Below are 20,860 nucleotides of genomic sequence, written 5' to 3'. Positions count from 1 at the left end.
GCGCCCGTCGTGGCGCATTGTCTTGCCCGGTTCGGAAGGTGTCAATCAGCAGCGTCACGCGGCAACAGCGTGGGTACAGGCAGCGCGTGGCTCAGCCGCGATGGCGCTGCCAGTCGGGGTCCAGCACCGGCGATGGAGCAGTCACCACGCCATCGACCATGGTCACCACATCGTCCACAAGTTCCTGCAATGCTCCGGGCTTGTGCGTGATGATGAGCATCGTCCGGCCGTCGGCTTGCGCCGCAAGCGACGCATAAAGAGCCCGGGACGTATGTGCATCCAGCCCTTCGGTCGGCTCGTCCAGCAGCAGGATGGGCGCGGAGCTCAGCAACGCGCGGGCTATCGCGATGCGACGGCCTTCACCGCCGGAAACGCCCACGCCGTTCTCGCCGATCCATGTGTTGAGACCGCGGGGCAGCGCCTGCAGATAGTCGCCAAGCTGGGCGTGATGCAGTGCCTCGATCAGCCGATCGTCGTTTGCGTCGGGACAGGCCAGCAGCAAGTTGTCGCGCAGGCTGCCGTCGAACAGATACGGCTTCTGCTCCACCACGGCAAAGTACGTGCGCGCCACGTCGCCGGGTAGCGCATCCAGCGGCACGCCGCCCAGGTTGATACGACCCTGCCACGGAGCAAACCGGCATAACGCTGCGACGAGGCTGCTCTTGCCCGCGCCGGATGCCCCGACAAGCGCCACGCGCCGTCCGTAAGGAATGGACAGATTCACGCCCTTGAGCGCCCAGTGCGCTTCGCCGTAGTTCAGCCACACCTCGCGCAGATGCAGGTCGGGATGCGCTTGCGGAATGGGTACATCCGGTGTGTCCGGTGGATCGCTGACGACCGGTGTGCGATCAGCCAGTTCAAACACGCGCAACGCGGCAGCACGCACGGCGCCCAGTCGGGCCCACGCAGAAGGCAGCGGTGCCACGGCGTCGAAACCGGCCACGCCCAGCAACACCAGCATGGTCAGTTCCGCAGGCTGAAGGCGGTGCTGATGGACGGCGAGCATGCCAATGGCCAGGGCTGATGCGGCGGCCAGTGGTACCAGCAGGGCAAGCGCTGCGTCGGCCAGTGCCTGAAGACGCTGCACGCGACGCAGCGCCGACTGGCGCAGCTTCAGCGTTTCGGCGAGACGACGGGCATGTTCGTCTTCAACGCCGAACAGGGCCAGCTCCGCGCGTCCACGCAGACCATCGGCAATCTGCCAGCGCATGGCTTCGGCCCATTCGTCGGCCGTTGCGGCAGGCAGGCTTCCACGCCGGGCGGCCCACCAGGGAAGCACCACCCCGGCCAGCAGGTAGAGTGCGGCCAGTACGAGTGCCAGCGGCACCGAATAGCACCCTGTGAGCACAACCACGCCACCGGAGGTCAGCAGCGCCACCGCCGCCGGCGTCAGGACGCCTAGATACGCGTGCTCCAGCGTGTCGATGTCGGCGCGTATGCGGGAATACACTTGCGCACTGCCCAGTTTGCCCAGCGCGCCGGGCGCCAGCGGAATCACCCGGGCAAACAGCCATACGCGCAGCCGGGCAAGGATGGACAGTGTGGCGTCGTGGGTAATCAGTCGCTCGGCATAGCGGCCGCCCGTGCGCACGATGGCAAACAGCCGGATAAGTGCAGCCGGTGTGTAGTAGTTGATGGCCAGGCCGCCGACGCCCGCCAGCGCCATGCTGGTGATGAAATGGCCAGACAGGGCGAGCAGGGCGATACCTGCCACCGTACTCAGAAGCGCAGCGCCCGCGCCAGCGAGCATGCGCAGGCGATCATCGCGAAGCAGCGAGAAGAGGCGCTTCCACGGGCTGCGATTCATGCGCTGCGATCCGCAGCCACAAGGGAGGAGAAAAAGCCGGCCTGAGTACGCAGGTGAGCTGCCACGCCGTACTCCACGATGCGGCCGTGAGACATCACGGCAACCATTTCGTCGTCGGCTATGGCGTCCAGTCGATGCGCCACGCGGATGACGGTGCGTCCCGTGGCGAAGGTCTCAAGCGCCTCGTCGATGGAACGGGCCGTGGCGGCGTCCAGATGCTGAGTCGGTTCGTCCAGCAGCAGGACTGGCGCGTTGCGCAACCATGCGCGCGCCAGTGCCAGGCGCTGAAACTGGCCGCCGGAGAGGCCGGTGCCGTGTTCGCCAAGGAGCGTTGCCATGCCATCGGGCAAGCCCGCAATCACAGTTTCCAGCGACGCAAACTGGATGGCTCGGCGCAGCGAAAGTTCGTCGGCATCCGGTCGGGCGATCATCAGGTTGTCCCGTACGCTACCGTGAAATACGTAAGGCCGCTGCGATACCCACGAAATGCGGTCACGCCATGCGCTCATGTCCAGGTCGGCCATGTCGATGCCATCAATAAGCACGCGGCCACGCTGCGGCGATACGAATCCCATCAGCAGATTGAGAAGCGTGCTTTTCCCACTGCCGCTTTCACCCACGAGGGTAAGGCGACTGCCGGCAGGTATGTGCAGGGAAACGTGATCGAGCACATCGCGTCCGGCGTCGTGGGCGAAGGTCACCTCGTCGAAGAGGATGGCCGGTGCCTGACGACCGGGAACGTGCGTGCCTGTGTGCGGCTGGATGAGGTTGTCGTCGCCGGAACCGCCCAGCACCTCCAGCACGCCTTCTGCGGCGGCTACCGCTTCCATGCGCTGATGACGCTGCGTGCCCAGAGCGCGCAGAGGTGCAAAAAATTCGGGCGCCAGCAACAGCACGAACATACCCGGCTCGAAGGCCAGTTTGCCGCCCAGCAGACGGAAGCCGATCAGCACGGCGATCACCGCAATGCTGACGGTGGCGAAAAATTCCAGCACCAGTGCCGAGAGAAACGCGATGCGAAGCACGCCCATGGTGTCGCGCCGGTAGGCATCACCCGTGGCGGCAAGCACTTGCTGCTCGCGTTCAGCCGCGCCATAAAGCCTCAGTGTGGTGAGGCCCGATAGCGCATCCATGAAGCGTGCACCCAGACGGCGCAGGCGCATCCAGCGCCGCTCGCTCGCGGCTGCGGCGGCCTTGCCTGCCAGAATCATGAAGACGGGAAGCAGAGGCGTGCACCCCAGAAGCACCAGTGCCGACCACGGCTCGGCGGTCAGGATGCACACCAGAACCACGGCGGGAATGATCAGCGACAGATACATCTGCGGCAGATAACCGGAGTAGTAGGGCGCGAGCGCATCCACGCCATCCACCAGTCGGGTGACCACATCGCCGCTGGCCTGTTGCGCGGCCCATTTGGGACCGCGTGCCTTGAGGCTGGCGTCCAGTTCGTGGTGCACCTGCTCCACGATCCGCGCCCCCGCGTCGAATTGCACAGCCCGCTGCACCACGACCAGCCACGCCCGCAACGCCCCGGTCACCACCAGCGCCACGAGTTCCGGCCACAGCGTGGCCAAAGCGCGATCCGCAAAGATGGCCTGCGCCAGCACGTGGGCAATCAGCCACGCGCCGGCGCATACCAGAAGGGCATGCGCCGTGCCTGCTGCGATGCCCCGGGTGAGCAGGCTTCGCAGCGGGCGTGCACGGGCACGTAGCCAGGAGGGCGCGTTGGTCGACATGACGTGTGCCCGGACCCTCAGTTGTTTTTCAGTCGTTCGGCGCGCTCGTCCTGGGCATCCAGGAGCGCGCCGCCTGCTGCGGCAATCAGCACGATCATCGCTGTGCCGATCAGCCAGGCGAAGTACCACGCCCCCGAATCGCCAAGCATGATCGCCATGACGATCACCAGAGCCGCAATCATCATGAAGATGATGAACTGGAAAAAGGTTTTCATCGTGACTCCTTAGTAGGCGTGTTCGTCAGCGGCGATGTGTTCCGGATGCACCTTGCCGCGCATCACGTAGAAGGCCCAGCTGGTGTACCAGACCACCAGCGGCACGAACACGACAGTGAAGCCCAGCATCCAGCCAAGCGTCACAGAGCTGGAACTGGCATTCCAGATGGTAAGGCTCTGCGACGGCTGGCTGATCGAGGGCAGCATGAAGGGAAACAATGCAGCGCCCACGGTGCCGATGACGCCGGTCCATGCGAGTGCGCCCAGCCACCAGGCAAGATGCGAGCGGCGTGCGCTGCTGGCCACAAAGCTCAGAAGCATGCCCGCGAAGCCGAGGGCAGGCACCAGCCAGAGGAGCGGATGCGCATTGAAGTTCGCCAGCCATGCGCCGTCGTGCAGCGAGACCTGCTGAAGCAGCGGCGTCTGCGGGACACCGGCTCCCGGCGAACGGTCAAGAACAAAGCCCTGCATGTTGCGAATCCAGAAGCCGCCGATGGCGAACAGGATCACCGATATCAGTGCACTGGCCCGGGCCAGACCGCGGCCGCGTTCGTACATCACGCCTTCGGCACCGTTCATCACGGTGATGGCGCCCATCATCACGGCCATGCACAGCGACAGCACGCCGCACAGTACCGCAAACGGGTTGAGCAGGCTGAGGAACGAGCCGGTATACGTCGAGGTGATGGTCCAGTCGAAATGGAATGGCACGCCGCGGAACAGGTTGCCGATGGCCGCACCGAAAATCACCATGGGCAGCACGCCGCTGGCCACCAGCGTCCAGTCCCATGCGCTGCGCCACGTGGGCGAGGGCATCTTGCTGCGATATTCAAAGCCCAGCGGGCGCAGGATCATGCTCCACAGAAGCAGGAGCATCACCACGTAGAAGCCCGAGAAGGCGGTGGCGTAGATCAGCGGGAAGGCAGCGAACACGGCACCGCCGCCGAGGATGAACCACACCTGGTTACCTTCCCAGTGAGGGCCCACGATGTTGAGCGCGACGCGGCGCTCCAGGTCGGTGCGGCCCACGTAGCGCAGGATGGCACCGACGCCCATGTCCATGCCCATCATCACGGCGAGCGCGAGCAGCAGCACTCCCAGAAGTCCCCACCATACACATTGCAGGATGGCATACATTTCCATGACTCAGGCCTCGGTAAAGCTGGTGGGAAGTTCGGCGGGACGCTTGCTTGCGTGCCTTACGGCGTCATGCGGCGCATGGTCTTCGTCCGGTCCCTTGCGGATGGCGCGAACCATCAGATACATCTCGATCACGATGAAGATGGTGTAGAGCGTCACGAAGCCGATCAGCGAGAACACCATGTAGCCAACGCTGTGCGTCGAGGCAGACATCCAGGTGGGCAGCATGCCGTAGACCGTCCAGGGCTGGCGGCCCACCTCGGCCACCAGCCAGCCGGCTTCACAGGCAAGGAACGGCACGGGAATCATCCACACCGCCACGCGCAGGAACCAGCGTTGATGCTGCACGTTGTTCTTCATCGTGTAGATGAGGCCAAGGACGAAGAAGGCGAGCATCGCCAGGCCCATCACCACCATCACGCGGAACGACCAGAACATGGGAGCCACCTGCGGAATCGCATCCTGCGACGCCTTCGTGATCTGCGCTTCGGTGGCCGTCGTTACGTCGTCGGCATAGCGCTTGACCAGAAAACCGTAGCCCAGGTCCTTCTCGTGCTCGCGGAACTGAGCCAGGGCCGCCGCGTTGCCCGGATCGCCGGACAACGTGCGCAAGGCATCCACGGCCGGAATGCCGCCGCGAATGCGTTCAGCAGCCTGTTGTTCCAGCGTGTCGATGCCGGGCACCGTACCGGTGAGCGAGTGGGTGACCAGCAGCGACAGTGCGTAAGGAATCTGTACCGCGCCGTGATTGGTGCGATCGGTCTGCGACGGGAAGGCCATCAGGTTGAATGGCATGGGAGCTGACTCGGTCTTCCACAGGCCTTCCATGGCGGCCAGCTTGGTCGGCTGCGCCTGCGCGCCCACGAAACCCAGCGCATCGCCGAGGGTGATGACACCCGCAGTGGCCAGCACACCGAACAGCATGGCCATGCGGAACGAGCGGCGGGCCAGTTCCATGTGCCGGTTTTTCAGCATGTACCAGGCGCTGACGCCAGCGACGAACACGGCAGCGGTCACGTAGCCGGCAATGCTGGTGTGCACGAACTTCGCCTGAGCATCGTGGCTGAAGATCAGTGCGGCAAAGTCGGTCAGCTCCATGCGCATGGTGGTGGGGTTGAACGTGGCGCCGACCGGGTCCTGCATGAAGCTGTTGGCGACCAGAATCCACAGCGCCGACAGGTTCGAGCCCAGCGCCACCAGGAAGGTCACCGCCAGATGCTGGCCCGGGCGCAGGCGATCCCAGCCAAACACCATCAGGCCGATGAAGGTCGATTCGAGGAAGAACGCCATCAGGCCTTCGATGGCCAGCGGGGCACCGAAGATGTCGCCCACGAAGCTGGAATAGAACGACCAGTTGGTGCCGAACTCGAACTCCATGGTGAGGCCGGTGGCCACGCCAAGCGCGAAGTTGATGAGGAACAGCTTGCTCCAGAACTGGGTGATCTTCTTGTAGATCTCCTTGCCCGTGATGACGTACACGGTCTCCATGGCGGCCAGCATGAAGGTGAGGCCCAGCGTCATCGGGATGAACAGGAAGTGATAAAGCGCGGTCGCGGCGAATTGCAGACGTGATAAGTCGACAACCGAGATGTCGTGCATGGCGATAGCGTCCTTGGAGCTTGGCTCGTGTGACAGGTGACGTGACCCCGGGGTGAGCATCACGCAAAGCAGAAATGGCGTCCCCGTTCGGGCCGTCACGTGGCAGCCGGGCGGTTATCCCGCGCGTCTGGGTACGTGGCATGAATTATTTTTGATGGACCGTTTTAGAAATTGACTACGGTCAATAAGTGGCGATCGGACCCGCCTGGCGCGGCGGTTCGCCACATGTCAGGGCGCCTGCAATGGAATTGTCTAACACGCAGTCCATCACCTAACATGCCCGGCATGTCATCGTCCGCTCCCTCGCTGCTTGCCCGCATCCGTCGCCTTCGTGGCGCGTGGATGCTTTGCATGGCGGCGCTGGTGATCAAGATCGTGGCCGGCACGTGTTGCCTGCTTGACGGTCCTGCCGTGGTCTCTCTCGCGGATGCGCGGGGCAGCACAGCCGTGATGCAGGCCGTTGACGACGTGGGCGCAGAAGCAGACGCCTGTGTGCTGGGCGAAGCGGGTGGCTGCCACTGCGCGTGTGCCCATGCGGTGTCGATGCCTTCCACCGCTCCTGTGTTGAATGCACTGTTGACCTTGCCCCAGGTGGATCGCGGCATGCCCGCAGCGCCTGCGTTGCATCCCACCGGTTCGCAATTCCGCCCTCCCATCGCCTGAAACCTCTCGTGTCCGATGCCTGACCGCGTCCTGCGGCGGCATTGATCGTTGCTGGTTTTCAGGAGATTTTCTTCATGTTTTCATGGCGTATTGCGCCGTGGAGTGTTGCGTGCGCGCTCTTTGCCGCCGCGGCCTCTGCATCCACCGATCACGGCGATATCCCGCTGTCGATGGCCTCACCTCCCGCGCTGCGACAGGCGATTGTCGAGCTATGGGCTGGCAGTCCTGATGTGCAGGCGGCCGGCGCGGAGCTTCGCGCGGCGCAGGCCAGCGCCAGCGCGGCGGCCCAGCCCCTGTACAACCCGTCACTGCAACTGGAGGGCGAGAACGCGGACGTCAATCGGCGTACCGTGGGCGCCAGTCTTTCGCTGGATCTCTCAGGCAAGCGCCGGGCACGCATGGCGGAAGCCGATGCGAGCGTGCGTTCCCGCGAAGCCGCCTATGCACTGGCCCGCCGCGATGTGGCGGCCGCATGGCTGAAGGCGTGGTCAGCGGCCACGCTCGCTCGTCAGCAGACCGAACTCGGTCGTCGCAGGCTTGCGCTGATGCGCCAGTTCGACGAACTGGCCGCACAGCGCCTGCGGGTGGGAGATATCAGCAGTCCCGAGCGCGACCTGGGCGCGCTGGCACTGAGCGAAGCACAGATGCAGCAGGCCACGCTCGAGGGTGAAGAGGCCAGCGCGCTGTCCGCACTGGCCGCCATGGGTGCACAGACCAGCAAGGGATTGCCTGATCTTCCGCGTTCTTTGCCACCCGAATCGGGCACATGGCGTGCGCTGGCGCGCGATGAGCGTCCGGAGTTGATTCAGGCCCGGGCCGAAGGGGATCGGGCCGATGCCGCCGTCATCACGGCACAGCGCGCACGCCGTCCCGACCCGACCATCAGCCTGACGGGTGGTCGCGTGCAGAGCGGCAATCGTACTGACCGCGTGGTGGGAGTCAGCCTTTCCATTCCCTTGCCGGTGTTCAACAGCGGCCGTTACGAGGTGGTGGCGGCGCAGGCGCAGGCCGATGCGGTCAATGCGGCACGCCTCGCTACGGCGCTTCGCGCGGATGCGGGCGTGACCCGGGCGATGGCCACTTACGGCGCGCTGCGGAACGCATTGGATGCGTTCCGACAGAGCCGTGCCAACGCGCTGGATGAGCGCACCGCCACGCTGGGCCGTCTATGGGAAGCCGGGGAAATCAGTACCGCGGACTATCTGGTCCAGCTGAAGCAAAGCCTGGATACATCGCTGGCGGGCGTCGCCCTGGAAAACCAGACCTGGCAGGCGTGGTTCGACTACCTGGTGGCCGCCGGCCGCCTTAACGACTGGATTGACGGCACAACGAAGGACAGCAACCCATGATCAGGCATTCCTTGCGCAAGACCCTTCTGTGCGCGGCGCTGAGCCTGCTGCTCAGCCCGGTGGCGGCGACGGAGGTGGGCAGCCCCCTGACCCTGGACGCCGCCGCCATCGCCACGGCTGGCATCACGGTCGACACGCTGCGCTACCGGGCCGTCACCGATGAGATCAAGGCGCCCGGTGAAGTCCGGGTCGATGCGTATTCCACGGTACTGGTATCGCCACGCGTGGCTTCGCAGGTCGTGGCGCGCAAAGCCAAACTCGGCGACATCGTTCAGGCCGGCGCGCCACTGGTGGTGCTGTCCAGCGTGGAGGTTGCTGAAACGCAGGGACAACTGATCGTGGCCAGCCAGGATTGGCAGCGCGTGGCCGCACTCGGTCCACAGGCGGTATCGGCGCGCCGCTATGGCGAGGCGCAGGTCCAGCGCGATCAGGCGATGGCAAAACTCAAGGCATACGGCTTGTCCGATGGCCAGATTGCCCGACTGGTGAAGCGCGGATCCGCAGCGGCCGATGGCAGCTTCGAGCTGCTTGCGCCGCACGCAGGCCGCGTGACCACCGACGCTTTCCTGGTCGGCGAGCGCGTGGAACCCGGCCGCACGCTGTTCACGCTGGTGGCCGAATCATCGGTGTGGGTGGAAGCCCGGGTGTCGCCCGAGGGGGCAACGCGCATCCGGGAAGGCGATGCGGTGACTGTCGTCGCGCACGGCAGCGAGCTGAAGGGCAAGGTGATCCAGCGTTCGCACCAGACCGACGAGAAGACCCGGCTGGTCGACGTGCGCATCCAGGTCACCAACCTGGACGATCTTCTGCATCCCGGTGAATTGGTGGAAAGCCGCATCGCGACGCGCTCTACGGCACAGCAACTCGCCGTGCCCGCCGAGGCCATCGTGCTGTTGCAGAATCAGACCACGGTCTTTGTGCGCGGCGCCAAAGCGGGGCAGTTCGAGCCCGTGGCCGTCGAGGTAGGCGACACGCGCGACGGATGGACGCAGATTCGCCAGGGGCTGAAGGAAGGCGCGCCGTTTGTCAGCAAGGGCGCTTTTGCCCTTAAGGCACGCATCCTGCGTTCGCAGTTGGGAGACGACTGATGCTTCAGCGTCTGGTGGAAGTGTCCCTGAAGTACAAGGTGCTGGTCGTGATCGCGTTTGCGGTGGTGGCGTTCCTGGGTGTGCGCGCGCTCGGCGTGCTGCCACTGGATGCCTTTCCGGACGTCACGCCGGTTCAGGTGAATGTCTACACCGAGGCCTCGGGCCTCGCTGCGGAAGATGTGGAGCGGCTGCTGACAACGCCTGTGGAATCCGCGCTGGCAGGCTTGCCGAAGGTGGAGCAGATCCGTTCGGTGAGCCTGTTCGGGCTGTCGTATGTATCGGTGTATTTCACCGACGACATGGACATCTACTTTGCGCGGCAGCTGGTGAATGAGCGCCTGCAACAGGTGGGTGACCGTCTGCCGCCCGGCTACGGCAAGCCTGAAATGGGCCCCAATACGTCGGGCCTGGGACAGGTGTTCTGGTACACCGTGGAGCGCGCCGACGAGACGCTGAAAAATGCACCTTCGGACATGGACCTGCGCACGCTGCAGGACTGGAGCGTGCGCGTGATCCTGCGCACGGCGGCCGGCGTCGACGACGTCACGTCGTGGGGCGGCCAGCAGAAGCAATATCAGGTGAAGGTCGATCCACTCCGTCTCATCGCCCATCAGCTGGGTTTCAGGGAGGTGATGCAGGCGCTGGAGGCGAACAACGCGCAGGTCGGCGGCAACTTCATCGACGTGGGGCGCGAGCAGTATCTGGTGCGTGGCCTTGGATTAGTGAAGAACGCGAGCGACATCGGCAACATCGTTTTGAAGACCGAAGACGGCACGCCGTTGCGCATTCGCGACGTAGCCACCGTGACCCAAGCCGGCGCGCCACGTACTGGCGCAGTCACGCGGGACGGTCGCGAGGTTGTGATGGGACAGGCGCTTGCCCGCATTGGCGAGAACGCGAAGAGCGTGGTCGATGCGGTAAAGGCCAAGCTGGATGTCGTGAAGCAAGCGCTGCCCGATGGCACGACCATCCGGCCGGTGTATGAGCGCACCGATCTGGTCAACGCCGCTGTGGGCACGGCGGTGCGCGCGCTGATCGAAGGCTCGATCCTCGTCGCCATCGTGCTGTTCCTGTTTCTGGGCGAGTTGCGTAGCGCGGTCATCGTGGTGGTGACGCTACCGCTGGCGATGCTGATCGCCTTTGTCTGCATGGAAAAGGCAGGCATGTCTGCCAACCTCATGTCGCTGGCCGGCCTGGCCATCGGCATCGGCATGATGGTCGACGGCGCCGTGGTGATGGTGGAGAACGCATTCCGCATCATGGCCGAGCGCCGCGCCCCTGACGGCACCGTAGACAAGACCGCAGCCGTGCTTGAGGCGGCGCGCGAAGTGGCCAGCCCCATGGCCTTCGCCATCCTCATCATCATCGTGGTCTTCCTGCCGCTTTTCAGTCTTGAAGGACTGGAGGGCAAGATGTTCAAGCCGATGGCTTTCAACATCAGCTTTGCGATGGCCGGATCGCTGCTTCTCGCCCTCACGCTGGTGCCCGTGCTGGCAGCGCTTATCCTCAAGCCGGGCGTTGAGCGCGACACACGCATGATGGCCTGGTTGAAGCGCGGTTATGGGCGAGTGCTGGGCTGGTCGCTGTCACATCGCCGGGCCGTGATCGGCATGGCGGCGGCTGCGCTGCTGGGCAGCGTGGCGCTGTTCCCGTTTCTCGGCAAGGAGTTCATGCCAAACCTTCGGGAAGGCGCCATCATGTGGCGGATTACTTCCATTCCATCGGCGTCACTGGATGAGTCGATCAACCTGTCGCATCAGGTTGCCCGCCGGATCAAGGAGACTTTCCCGGAAGTGGAAACCACGCTGGCCATGATCGGACGCGCGGAAAAGGGCGAGACGGCCGATGTGAACTACATGGAGGTCTACACGCCGCTGAAGCCTTCCGACCAGTGGCGCAAGGGCGTCACGCTGGAAAGCATCGAAGAGCAGATGCAGACGACGCTGAGCGACATGCTGCCGACGGCCGTGGTGAGCTATACCCAGCCCATCCAGATGCGCATCGAAGAACTGATTTCCGGTGTGCGCGCCACCCTGGCCCTGAAGATTTACGGCGAGGATCTGGGCGAACTGGACCGGCTGAGTGCGCGCATGAAGGACGCGCTTGCCGGCGTGCCCGGCGTGGCGGACCTGTCGCTGGAAGCGAATATCGGCAAGCCACAGATTCGCATCGAGGTGGATCGCGATGCCATCGCCCGCTACGGCCTCAACGCTGACGACATCCTCACCGTGGTGCGCAACGGCATCGGTGGTGAGCCGGTCGGTACGCTGCTCGATGGCGTAAGGCGCTTCGATATCACCGTACGGCTTGATGACGCCAGCAAGGCATCCCTGGCCGCCATTGCGCGCATTCCGGTCACCACGCCGACCGGTGCCCTGGTTCAACTGGATCAGGTGGCGAAGGTGAGCGTGGCCGATGGCTACTCGTTTATCCGGCGCGAGCAGTTGCAACGCTATGCGGTGATCCAGATGGACGTCCGCGACCGCGACATTGACGGCTTCGTGCGCGAGGCCAACGCGAAGATCGCCCAGGCGGTGCCACTGCCGTCAGGGTATTACGTGGAATGGGGTGGTGCGTTCGAGAACCAGCAGCGCGCCCTGAAGCGGCTGGCCGTGATCGTGCCGGTCACCATCTTCTTCATCTTCCTGCTGCTTTACACAGCGTTCCATTCGGTGCGTTACGCCGTGCTGATTCTGGCCAATGTGCCTTTTGCGGTGATCGGCGGCATCGTGGCGCTGTTCGTTACCGGACAGTATCTGTCGGTGCCATCGGCCATCGGTTTCATTGCCGTATTTGGCGTGGCAATGTTGAACGGCATCGTGCTGGTCAGTGTGCTCAATGAGCAGCAACGAGCCGGGCAGGGCGTGCGGGATGCGGTGGTCCGAGGAACGGCGCTGCGCCTGCGGCCGGTGCTGATGACGGCCAGCGTGGCGATTCTGGGGTTGCTGCCGATGTTGCTTTCATCGGGCGTGGGTGCGGAAACTCAGCGTCCGCTGGCGACAGTGGTGGTGGGAGGCCTCATCACGTCCACGCTGCTGACGCTGGTGCTCTTGCCGGTGCTTTACGAGTGGATGGAGCGGCGCCGCAGGCCACGCGGGTAAGAATGTTGCCGGGTGAGAGCGTGGCTCTCACCCGGCGCATGCCGATCTTCAGCGGTGCAGGTCACCTGCGGCTTCCGGCTGATAGTGGATTTGAAGAACGCGCAGATCGCGCACTGTGCCATCAGGCGTCGGCCAATGGATGTGGCCGCCCACTTGCAGACCCAGCAAGGCGGAGCCGACCGGCGTCAGGATCGACAGATGGTCCGGGCGTCCGTCCGTACGCGGATACACCAGCGTGCGCGTGTGCTTCTCGCCGGTGGCGACTTCTTCAAAGGTGACCGTCGAATTCATCGTCACGACATCGGCAGGCATGTCCTCCGTGGGCACGAGCGTGGCACGCTCGATTTCCTGGCGCAGGCGGTCGTGGCGCGCGGCATCCGCTGCGGACATGTTTTCCAGAAGCGCATCAATGCGACCGTAGTCCAGGTCGGAGATGATCAGCGCAGGTTGCTTGTCCATGTTGACTCCTTGTGCGAAGCACGTGCCCGGTGAGTGGGCGCGTGCCTTGTCGCCAGCGCGGGGCGCCGGCGTGAATGATGTGAGGGGGAATCGGAGCAGGCGCATCGCGTGTCCGTCCTGCCATCGTACGGCGCCCCTCAGGGCTTGGCATGCTGCGTCGCAGCAATGGCGCTATGCCTGCCAGAGAACACTGGTGAGGACGGCATCCTCGTCGATGAATTCAAACGCGGCGACGAAACGACGGTCTTTGGGAATCGCAGGAGCAAGCGTGCGATCTACCGTCAGCTCCAGCGTGCCAGCGGAGGGGTTCAGGGCGGTCAGTGTTACGGCATGAAAGTCGAAATAGCTGCCCACGGTGGCGAAGGTCGCCTTGTAGAAACTTTCTTTGGCCGAGAAAGCGACGGTGAGCAACGTGTTGTAGGGGAGCGTGCTTCCCCAGCCATCAAGAAGTGCGCGTTCGGAGGTGTTGAGCACGGTGCTTTCGATGGACTGCGCCGCATCGGGCGTGACCAGATGTTCGATGTCCATGCCGATACCGGTGCATTGACTGCTGGCCACGGCGATGGCAGCTGCGAAACGGTGCGTGTGCGTGATGCTGCCGATGACGCCTGGCGGCCAGAGCGGTTCACGCGCAGGACCGGAGCCGATGTCGGCCGGTGGCACGTCGAGTATGGCCAGTGCCTGCGCAGCAGCGACGCGGCCGTACAGATATTCCGCCTGCCGCTTGCTGACGGCGCGTTTCAGGCTTTCGGGCATGGCGATATTGTGCTGCCCGAATTCGGCGAGGGAGAAGGTGTCGTAGCCGAACTCGAACAGGATGGCCGGTGGCAAATCGACATCGGGCCACGGGAGAAAGCGCTTCCACTGCCGGGTTATAGCCACGTGGGTGAACCCGGTGCGGCAAACGAGATGTTGATGGCGCGCGACATGGCCGGACATCCAGTGAAAGGACCGGCGTCATTGTCTCCCATCTTTCTGCTGCATGGGGGCTTGCCTCAAGACAAGCCCCCGCCCGCAGCATCCCGGCACTGCTCAGGTCACGTTGGTGAAAATTCCGGTCACCGGTTCAACATTGCCGCCATAGGGCACAGACGTGCCAGCCATCTTGGCCACCGTGGCCCAGATGCGCTGCATGTCGACAAACTTGTTGCCGATCACCGGATTGCCGGTATGGTGCGTCCGGTCGGCCTGGGAGACGACATTGAGATAGCGCCCTTTCCCATCGCCGCTTTGCAGCAGACCCGATGCGCCCCCCAGCATCACCAACGGCATGTCGATGGTGTGCTCCGGTGCGCCGTCTGCCATTTCGCTGGTCACGATTACCAGGGTGTGCTTCAACAGATTGTCGCCAGGAACGTCCGGGTCAGGATGGCGCGCCAGTTCATCCAGAAAGTTTTTCACCTGACGTACGTACCATTGACGCGTTCCACGCCACGCCTCCTCGCCGGCAGTACGGTGTGCGCACTCGTGGGGATTCTTGAGGTCTGTGACGTCGAGAATGTTGAGCGATTCAGCCGAGCGGCCAACCTGGATGGTGGCGACGCGACTGATGCGGCATGCGAGGATCGTGGCGACGACCGTGTGGTGATTCGCCTGAGTCTGGGTGCGATATTTTGCGGCTTTATAGTCCAGCTGTTCAGGCCGCCCCTCGCCGCATTCGGGCGGTGGCGGTTTGACTTGCCCGAGGTCGTCATGCGTCTTCTTGATGGAGTCCAGTGTGGTGAGCAGCCGCTCGCGCTGCGCGCCACGTGTCACGTCCACAAGCTGCTGGATGTCCACCAAGGACTGGTCAAGCAGATTCCCACTTCGGGTCGATCTGCCGCCAGCCGTGGCAGCTTTGCCGAACACCGACTCAAACAGCGCATACGGGTCCTGCTGCGGCATGCGCATGATGTTGTCGTTCCAGGACACATTCCAATGAGTGTCGTCGGTGCCAGCGTGCGGACCTGAATAGATGGCGCGATGTGCAGGATTGTCGCCGACCATCGCCTGGCTGAGAATCATGTCGATGGACGACATCGAGGCAGCGTTATCGCGAAGGACGCGATGCCATTCGTCGTGTCCGACATTTCCCGCACCCACCATCGTGCCTCGGATATACAGGGACTGATTGCGATAGACCTCCAGTTCCTTGCTCACGTCCTGGAGTATGAAATCGGTCGTGTCCACACCTTGCGCCAGAGGATGCCACAAGCCCTTTCCGTCGCCGAACCCGCCTCCGTTGAATGAATCTACGGCGACGCCATCGGGGACCACGAACAGAACGATCTTGAGCAGAGCTTGTTCGCGCTCTGGCGCCATCACCATGCGAGCCAGCGCACTGGCACTCAGCGGAGCGAGAACGCCGGCAGCGGCAAGGCCTGCAAGGAATCGCCGGCGACTTTTCAGGATGTCCATGATCATTGCCCCTCTTTCTTGTAGAGAAGTGCATGGGTGGTAGCGAGGCTGCGCAGCATCTCGCGAATGGAGCCGTTGGTTTTCAGGATTTCGGCTGCATCCTTCACGGTCGCCGCCGAGTTGGCGTCTGCGCGGGTGCCGAAGGCATAGCGGAAATAGCTGTCCGCCAGGCAACGGAGCGCGGTCTCATTGGTGGGAATGAGCGCGGAGATGCCACGCACGTCCTGTATCTGCGCCCAGTCGCCCATGCCGGTGTCGTCGCGGAGAGGACCGGCCGAATTCACGGGAAGCATTTCCGGGTGCGTGTCGTAGTTGTACGCTTTCGCTTCGGTGCGATAGCGCCCGGCGGCGTCGTAATGCTCCATGGAACTGCCGGTGTCATTCATGAACTGATGGCACCTCCAGCACCTTCCTCCGGACGCATGTTCGCCGTTGACCAGATCCCAGTACTCACGCGCTGAGAACGCCCGCTCCGGGAAATTCGGGGGCTCCGGCGAGGCTTCGACAGGCGCCCCGAATTCGTGACAGAAGAACTGCTCGCGAATCATGATGCCGCGCTTGACGAGCGAGGTGGCTACCACGTCTGACGTGGCCGCCAGGGTAAGGCCCTGGTGCAGCAGACCGCCACGCTTGTCGTCCACGGGAACCAGGCGCATTTCGGGGCCCGTGATACCCGCGATGCCGTAGTGCTGTGCGAGGACCTGATTCAGGTACGTGTAGCCGGGGTTGAACAGCTCATTGACGGTGTCCTTGTCGTCCAGCAGCACATGACGGGCAAACTGGTACTGCTCTTCGGCCATGGCGTCGATGATCGGCTGCGTCAGATCCACCTGTGGCTTGACCTGCACACCCTTCATCGTCCTTGTATAGAACTCGATGAACTGGTGGAACTGCTCGATGCCGCGTTCCGTGCGAACCATCGCCATGGCTTCGTCGCCCACCTGCTGCGGCGTGTCCAGCAAGCCCTGTTCTGCTTTGTGCAGCAGTTCGACACTGGGCGTGGTACCCAGGAACGTATACGAAAGCGCGGTAGCCAGTTCGTAAGGCGTCAGCTTGTAGATCTCGCCCGCCTTTGGCGCGGTTCCCGTGTTGGCGCCAAGCTCCGACCGGTACAGGAAGTGCGGCGAGAGAAGCATGCTGGCCACAAGATCGTGCAAGCCCTCTGAGCCATCTTCATTGAGGATCGCGCGATACCTGGTCTGCTCCTCTGCCGTCAGCGGCCGCCGGAACACTTTGAAGCCGAGGTCAGCCACGACTTTGTCCGCATCGGCACGCGTGTGGTAGCCCAGCCTGGCCGGCTTGACCTGTTCGGCGATGGCGCGCGCCGTGTTGTAGTAGCTCACGACGTCTTCGGGCAACAGGATGCCCAGCTCCGCCTCACCGGGATATTTGAACGTCTTGTCCAGCTTGTCGGCGGGCAAGGTACCCACGTCGATCTTGATGCCGAACAGGTCGTTGATGGTGTTGGCGTACTCCAGCCGGGTGAGTTGACGCAGCTGACGCTTGCCGAACGCCTCGCCAGGATTGAGATAGGCATCCCAGACGTGAGTCTTCAGGTACGACCCCACGGCAGCGGAGCAGGTTGCATCGCAGTGCGTACCGGAGAACGGCATGGTCTGGATCTGAGTGAACCAGGCTTCCGGCGTCGCGTTACCCCAGGTGTGTGCCTTGGTCGGCGTGTCGAAGAATGCGCGTGTATGGCACTGCGCGCAGACTTCCGACAACACGGCCTGCCCGAGGTCATCGGTGTGACTGTAGGCCATGGGGGCGAGCGCGAAGTCTTCGGTTTCCTCGTTGACGTTCACGTCGTTCAACGCCGGACGGGGCATGTCGTTCTTGAAGTACGGATACACGATCTGGTATTTGCCGTAGTCCAGCGTATGCACCGCGTTGCCGCCCCACGGCACGGACACGGTCTGCTTCGCACCCGTGGCCACGGTCTTGACCGTTACCACCCAGGCCGCGTCGGTGACGGTGGCCGGCTTCGGCGGCGCGTGAATCGTCATCTTCACCGCGATGTGTTCGGGGCGCTCGTGGTAGGCGAGGGCGACCGTCTGGGCTTTGCCTTCCGCCGATAGCGTGACTTTCGTCGTGCGCTTTACCGGGATCCAGTTGCCCACGTCGTTGAGACGAACCTCGTAATCGCCGTACGGCAGGCCCTTCAGTTCCAGCGCGGGGGCATCCCACGCAACATGGAAATTGCGCGCATGGCCCCTGGCATCGACCAGCACGCCACTGATCATGGCATCGGCAACATCCGGCGCAGGCGCTGGCACTGACGTCAGTGACAGCGTGGAATCGGCAACGCCTGCCGCGTCATAGGTGATGCGATAGATCAGGCCGGCCACATCGTCGCTGACCAGCAGGCTCTTGTCCGGAAGCACCAGGAGGTCAGTGGGTCGGCCGGTGCAACCATGCAGGCAGAACGCATCGGTCTGTGCACGATCATGCAGCCAGCCATCGACCAGTGCGATCTCCTGGATGACCTTGTTGTCCTTGATGGTCAGCATGCTGAGCTTGAGCCCCGGATCTTCCGTGCTGCCGAAGGCATGCAGCGCCACGATCAGGTGCTCGGCACCCGCCGGTGTGGGATAGCCATCCCAGAAGGCAACACCGATAGGCGCTGCATTGCTGGCCGCCTCGTAAGCCGGCGGCGTGTACTTGCTGGGATCAATTTTGTCGCGAGGGATGTCCGACAGGATCATGTCGGGCAGGAACAGGCCACCGTTGGCCGTCTTGGGGTCTGCGTACTCGGCATCCGTGAAGCCGATCACGTTGCGTGCGAACACATACGGGGCACCAAAATGCGCTCCCTGTACGGCAAGGCGATTGACCTCTTCGGAATTGGCGAACCCCTGGCGATTGTTGTCGTCAAACCAGATTTCGTGCGTCCGCGGATTCCAGTCAAAGCCCGATGCATTGCGCACGCCACTGGCGAGGATGGTCGCTTTTTTCGTGTCCAGGTCGTAGCGCAGAAGCGTGCCGTAGTCTGGGTCCTTCGGCATCATGCAGACGTTGCAGGGCCTGCCAACGGCGATGTAAAGCCCCTTGTCCGCCGGGTCGTACGGATTGAAATGGATCGGATGCTTCTGATGCCAGTAGTGCCAGTCGATGTCTTCACCGACCGGTGGCGGAAGGGGCGAAAGCGTGCCGCCGGGTGGCAGCGTCAGCACCTTTTCCGCCTTCGCGCTGTCGAGAGACGATTCGGCGTCGTTCACGCGCCACACGTCTGTGGACGTGGTGAAATACAGCGCGCCATCATGAAACGCCACGCCATGCGGTTCCAGCTGATCATGTGCCACCACGTGCGCGGCGGTCGGCTTGTGTGAAGCATCCAGCGGCAGCGCGTACACCATGTTGGCGATGGGGGTCGCGTAAACCGACAGCCAGCTCGATCCCACAAACAGCGTGTTCTTGCCCAGCGCCATTTGCCTGGGCTGCAACAGGCCCTGCGCATAGAGTTCCACCTTCACGCCGGGCAACGGGCTCAGCGTGGCCAGGTCAAACGACCGGCGATACGTCACGGCCTGCTTGATTTCCTGCGCAGCGTCGTCGGTGAACGGCACCATGACGGGCGTGTTCATCGGCGTGTAGCCCTCGCCGGCGTTCATCACCAGCGAGTAGTTGCACTTCTTCAGCTTGTCGATATGGATCGGATCACCCCACTTGGCAGTGAAGGGGTGCTCTTCGCCTTCGCAGCGAAGCACGCCACTCACGTTTTCAGGGTGGCCCGTTTCGCGGGGCGCGCTCAGGTTTTCCGACTGGATCGAGCCGGCCTCGATGGTGAGCCGGTTGCCTTCGAACGTGGGGCCGCATTCGCCCAGATCCTTCCATGCGTCCGGCCAGATAATGGCTCCGGAGGGAGACGGAACGCCCGGCACATACGACGGCTGCGAGCACCATGCCCAGCTGCCTGGCCCCAGCGGCGCCTCTTCGTCCTTCCAGCACTGGAAGAGCTTGCCGACGTTCTGCGCCTCCTGGCCGGCCTGATAGTGCGTGGTGGGGTCGTATTCGGGAGCCGTACAAGCCAGACGGGGTGACTTCCCGCCTGCTTTTGCCGAGGGTGCTGCGGCGGTCGGCGACGATCCGCTTTCGTTGCGCGAGCACGATGCCATGCCGGCAAGTGCGCCGACAGCCAGAACGACCCACGCAACAACGATAGGCGCTTTCATGTCCCCTTGGCTCCCCGCAGGATGGCTATGGAGTGACGCGCAGCACAGTGCCTTGCGGGTCCGATGTTGCAAGAGGAATGCTCGGGAGTCTGTAGGATTCCGCCTACCTCAATGGACGTAGGCGAGGCCGCAAACGCGCATGTTCTTGTGTGCGAGAGCCATGCGCGAAATCGCTAGCAATGTTTCGGCCATAAAGGCATTTTTCTCCTACGCCCAATGGCTGACTGGCCGGCCCTGGCGAGGATGAGGACAGTGACACCCTGACCACGTGTGAGGGTGCGACATGATCGACGCGAGAACACGTGAATTGATCCGGTCGCGCATCGTGGATCTTGTGGCTATTGCGCTGGATGTGTCCCCGATGCGTGTGGCAGGGAATGTTCCGGTCAACAGCCTTCGACTGGACGCGGCATGCATCGAGACGTTGACCCGGGACCTGTCGGGCTGGCTCGACTTTGAGGTCGATCCGCTGCTGTGGCTGGAGTACTCCACCATTGACGACATGGCGAATCATCTGGCGGGTGAAATCAGGATTGTGGGCTCGCCACCGGCATACACATCATAAGCAGCGCACCCTCACATCGTGAGAGCGAGCTGACCTCCCTCGGCGCTGATCTGTACCGTGGCCCCCTGGCTCTGGATGACCACGACATCATCTGCCAGGTACGTGACCCCTGGGGCAACTGCATCGGACTGCGCCAGCGCGCCCTGGTCGATCAGCCTCCCTGACTCTTCGCGCTTAGCCGCAGCTGCCGGTTCCGGCAGACGTCGACGGCGGGGAAAACGTAGGTTTTCCCATTGCGGAACGTGGCACGCACATCGCGCATGCAAGCGCCCACGGGAACCTCCACAGCTGCCGAGGTCAGGCCGCCGTGCAATGGCTCGCCTAGCGCCACCTCCTCGAATGCCTCGCTTCCAGCCGGGGCGAAGGCAAGCGCAACCACGCTGTCGAAACTGGTGTTGACCACGGTGAAGATGCGCGCGGGTTCACGGCTGTCCGTCTGGGCGGCAAAGGCATGGGCAGCCGGCGTCACGGCGACGAAGGCGAGGCAGGCAAAAACGGCGCGATACATGGCGGAGCTCCTGTGTGAGGTAGCTCATGGAGCGTCATGTCACCGTGCGCAGCCACGGTTT

The 20,860-nt window shown here is 63.5% G+C and carries 15 protein-coding genes; 5 read left to right on the top strand and 10 right to left on the bottom strand.

Features of this window, described 5'->3' with window-relative positions; all coding sequences use genetic code 11:
* Positions 1–91 precede the first annotated feature (91 nt).
* Genes cydC through FHW69_RS14185 form a run of 5 tightly spaced genes read right to left on the bottom strand, consistent with a single transcriptional unit; the run spans position 92 to position 6,497 of the window.
* Positions 92–1,807, bottom strand: a complete 1,716-nt coding sequence (gene cydC, locus FHW69_RS14205) for a thiol reductant ABC exporter subunit CydC (RefSeq protein ID WP_183423741.1) — start codon at positions 1,805–1,807, stop codon at positions 92–94.
* Positions 1,804–3,543, bottom strand: coding sequence for a thiol reductant ABC exporter subunit CydD (gene cydD / locus FHW69_RS14200; protein WP_183423740.1), 1,740 nt, complete (start codon positions 3,541–3,543; stop codon positions 1,804–1,806). The genes cydC and cydD overlap by 4 nt, the downstream gene beginning before the upstream one ends.
* Before the next feature lie 17 nt (positions 3,544–3,560).
* On the bottom strand, positions 3,561–3,758 hold the full coding sequence (locus FHW69_RS14195) for a hypothetical protein (protein WP_183423739.1): 198 nt from the start codon (positions 3,756–3,758) through the stop codon (positions 3,561–3,563).
* Between the two features lie 9 nt (positions 3,759–3,767).
* Complete coding sequence (gene cydB, locus FHW69_RS14190; protein ID WP_183423738.1) at positions 3,768–4,901, bottom strand: cytochrome d ubiquinol oxidase subunit II; 1,134 nt, start codon at positions 4,899–4,901, stop codon at positions 3,768–3,770.
* A 3-nt stretch (positions 4,902–4,904) separates the two neighbouring features.
* Positions 4,905–6,497 carry a cytochrome ubiquinol oxidase subunit I gene (locus FHW69_RS14185; RefSeq protein WP_183423737.1) on the bottom strand — a complete coding sequence of 531 codons (1,593 nt, stop codon included), beginning with the start codon at positions 6,495–6,497 and terminating at the stop codon, positions 4,905–4,907.
* A gap of 285 nt (positions 6,498–6,782) precedes the next feature.
* On the opposite strand from FHW69_RS14185, the gene FHW69_RS14180 reads away from it, so the two are divergent.
* The 4 genes from FHW69_RS14180 to FHW69_RS14165 all read left to right on the top strand — a co-directional run bounded on the left by FHW69_RS14180 (position 6,783) and on the right by FHW69_RS14165 (position 12,698).
* Positions 6,783–7,160, top strand: a complete 378-nt coding sequence (locus FHW69_RS14180) for a hypothetical protein (protein ID WP_183423736.1) — start codon at positions 6,783–6,785, stop codon at positions 7,158–7,160.
* A gap of 74 nt (positions 7,161–7,234) precedes the next feature.
* On the top strand, positions 7,235–8,509 hold the full coding sequence (locus tag FHW69_RS14175; protein ID WP_255494810.1) for a TolC family protein: 1,275 nt from the start codon (positions 7,235–7,237) through the stop codon (positions 8,507–8,509).
* The gene (locus FHW69_RS14170) at positions 8,506–9,597 is read left to right on the top strand and encodes an efflux RND transporter periplasmic adaptor subunit (RefSeq protein WP_183423735.1); all 1,092 of its coding nucleotides are present in this window, start codon (positions 8,506–8,508) and stop codon (positions 9,595–9,597) included. The genes FHW69_RS14175 and FHW69_RS14170 overlap by 4 nt, the downstream gene beginning before the upstream one ends.
* Entirely contained in the window at positions 9,597–12,698 is a 3,102-nt protein-coding gene (locus FHW69_RS14165) for a CusA/CzcA family heavy metal efflux RND transporter (RefSeq protein WP_183423734.1), read from the top strand. The genes FHW69_RS14170 and FHW69_RS14165 overlap by 1 nt, the downstream gene beginning before the upstream one ends.
* A 48-nt stretch (positions 12,699–12,746) precedes the next feature.
* On the opposite strand, the gene rnk is transcribed toward FHW69_RS14165, so the two are convergent.
* The 4 genes from rnk to FHW69_RS14145 form a co-directional block, all read right to left on the bottom strand.
* A complete protein-coding gene (gene rnk, locus FHW69_RS14160; RefSeq protein WP_183423733.1) occupies positions 12,747–13,157 on the bottom strand; it encodes a nucleoside diphosphate kinase regulator in 411 nt (136 codons plus the stop codon).
* Positions 13,158–13,328: 171 nt separating this feature from the next.
* On the bottom strand, positions 13,329–14,039 hold the full coding sequence (locus tag FHW69_RS14155) for a 4'-phosphopantetheinyl transferase superfamily protein (RefSeq protein ID WP_183423732.1): 711 nt from the start codon (positions 14,037–14,039) through the stop codon (positions 13,329–13,331).
* A gap of 150 nt (positions 14,040–14,189) precedes the next feature.
* Positions 14,190–15,554, bottom strand: a complete 1,365-nt coding sequence (locus FHW69_RS14150; RefSeq protein ID WP_183423731.1) for a DUF1552 domain-containing protein — start codon at positions 15,552–15,554, stop codon at positions 14,190–14,192.
* Between the two features lie 2 nt (positions 15,555–15,556).
* Positions 15,557–19,726, bottom strand: coding sequence for a DUF1592 domain-containing protein (locus tag FHW69_RS14145; RefSeq protein ID WP_183423730.1), 4,170 nt, complete (start codon positions 19,724–19,726; stop codon positions 15,557–15,559).
* Positions 19,727–20,009: 283 nt separating this feature from the next.
* Between FHW69_RS14145 and FHW69_RS14140 the strand changes: the two genes are divergently transcribed.
* Entirely contained in the window at positions 20,010–20,291 is a 282-nt protein-coding gene (locus FHW69_RS14140; RefSeq protein WP_183423729.1) for a hypothetical protein, read from the top strand.
* A gap of 151 nt (positions 20,292–20,442) precedes the next feature.
* On the opposite strand, the gene FHW69_RS14135 is transcribed toward FHW69_RS14140, so the two are convergent.
* Positions 20,443–20,799 carry a hypothetical protein gene (locus tag FHW69_RS14135; RefSeq protein ID WP_183423728.1) on the bottom strand — a complete coding sequence of 119 codons (357 nt, stop codon included), beginning with the start codon at positions 20,797–20,799 and terminating at the stop codon, positions 20,443–20,445.
* Between the last annotated feature and the right edge of the window lie 61 nt (positions 20,800–20,860).

The organism is Luteibacter sp. Sphag1AF, from assembly GCF_014192715.1.
GTDB lineage: Bacteria > Pseudomonadota > Gammaproteobacteria > Xanthomonadales > Rhodanobacteraceae > Luteibacter.
This window is presented reverse-complemented; position numbering and strand designations above follow the sequence as displayed.